Consider the following 2,000-nt stretch of genomic DNA (forward strand, 5'->3'; position numbering starts at 1 on the left):
GTACATACTGAACAACTGCTAATTTTAATTCCTCACTGAACAATTCTTTTCCCATAGATTTCTGCACCCCTTTCGTTGACTTTCTTGTCCAACTTTTGGGGTGCAGTTCACGGTGCGATGCACCCTTGACAGCCCGCTCCCGGCTGTACGAAAAAACAGGCGGCGACGGGGGATATATACCACCAGATCCATGATGCGGAGGGCAGGGCCCTCGGGACAAAATGTCTCGAAGTGGTTACTTGTCCTGCTCCATCTTTTTCGGAGCCTTCGCCAGTTCGGGCGGCTGTTTCTCTTTCCACTCGTCCAGCAAAGTCATGATCTGCTCCTTCATTTTGGCGGGAGTAGCCTCCTTGCCAAAATACTTTTCCAGTTCAGCGGTAGAAATAATCACGCCTCGATCCTCCTTTTTCTTTTCTGATAAGATGCCGTCAATGACATCACCGTTGAGTTTCCCGTCCTTGTCCAGCTCCCGGAGCTTTTTCACCTGGGCCAGAGAGGGGGACGCCTGTTCTCCGTCAATGGAAACAGCGATCAGCCGCTGGTTTTTGGGGCGGATATAGGAAAGCTCCACAGCGGGCATAAAGCCCATTTTTTTATCGTCCACCTTGTCCAGCAGTTCCGGCACAAGGGAGTTCAGCCGCAGATAACGCATGACCTTTTTATAGTTCATGTCGTGCGCCTCGCCCACAATCTCAACGGAGCGTTTGCCAATATCGCCCTCGGCCACATTTTTCAGCCGCCCGCCCTGGTGCTTGATGTCCTCCACTTCCAGCTCCAACAGGGCGGCCAGTTCGCTGGGGAGCGTCTGATCCCTCTGCTTGTTGCTGTCCTTCATAGCCTGTACCGCCTCGTGGTCAGTCATTTCCCGGACGATAAAGGGCATTTCCTCCAGCCCAGCCAGCTCACAACCATGATGGCGGCGATGGCCAGCCACGATCTCATAACCGTTTCCGTCTTTTTCCGGGCGGGCAAGGCCGGGAACCATTACGCCGTTTGCCTTGATGGACGCTACCGTTTCCTGCATTTTGGCATCGTCCCGCACCTTAAACGGGTGGGGACGGAATGTGTGGAACGGATGCATTTCGGAAAGTTTCAGATAGACCAGCTTTCCTTCCTCCACAGGACGGGGTGGAGCGGCTGGCTCAGGCGGAGCCTGTTCCGGGGCCGGAGCCGCATTTTCGGGTGGGGCCTTTTCGGGTTCGGGGGCAGCTTTAACCTCCGCAGCCTTTTTCCCACTTCGGGACAATTTGTCTCGCTTAGTCGGCGTGGCCTCGCCGGGGGCCGCCTTATCCGCCTTGGGTGGGCGGCCCTTGCGGGGCTTCGCCGCCTCCTTGCCAGCAGGCTCCGCTTTTTCCTCTTTTGGGGGACGGCCCCGACGGGCCTTTTTCGGTTTATCATCCCCAGCGGCGGGAGGTTCCTCCTGCGTTTTCTCCTCCGGCTCTTTTGCCGCCTCCTCTTTTTCTACCTCGGCCCGGGCTGTCTGCCGCTTTTCATTCATCAGCTTATTGATTTTATCAAAGGACACCACCACATCACCGGGCTCGGGCTGGGCAGGCCCCTCCTGCTGGGGTGTGGGAGCGGCGGCCTGTTCGGGAGCCGGAGCCTGGAGCCCGTCAGCCGTAACAGGAGCGGGAGCCTCCGGGAGCTTCTCCTCACCGGGGCCTGTGTTCAATTTTTCATCTGCCATTCACTATCCTCCTTCTCGTGAAAGTTGCACAATTTTGCGGGTTAAATTTCTGTAATTATTTTTTCGCCTCCTTCCGGTCTATCCACGCAAAAAAGCCGCCCGATTTTAACGCCGGACGGCTTTTTGTGTAATGTGATAGATCAAATATTTTTTTTGTGGTTCGTAGGCTCCGAAAAGCCTTGTATTTACAGCGTTCCTAATAGGTGGAGTAGTACCCTGTAAGTGCAGTCGCAAATTCCCCAAAAATCTGTTAAACTGAACGAACAGAGACGGAGGGGATCGCAATGAAACGTTACAGCAAAGAATTTAAGGA

General features: G+C 54.6%; 1 protein-coding gene. It reads right to left on the minus strand.

Translation table 11 applies throughout. The features are described from left to right. Positions 1-235: 235 nt before the first annotated feature. The gene (locus ACTQ34_RS17815) at positions 236-1,687 is read right to left on the minus strand and encodes a ParB/RepB/Spo0J family partition protein (protein WP_441364940.1); all 1,452 of its coding nucleotides are present in this window, start codon (positions 1,685-1,687) and stop codon (positions 236-238) included. Positions 1,688-2,000 lie beyond the last annotated feature (313 nt).

Source organism: Agathobaculum sp. LCP25S3_E8, assembly GCF_052117165.1.
In the GTDB taxonomy this organism is placed as follows: domain Bacteria; phylum Bacillota; class Clostridia; order Oscillospirales; family Butyricicoccaceae; genus Agathobaculum.

Coding starts and splice junctions, on each gene's coding strand:
- ACTQ34_RS17815 (WP_441364940.1), bottom strand. CDS start 1,687: ATGGCAGATGAAAAATTGAACACAGGCCCCGGTGAGGAGAAGCTCCCG.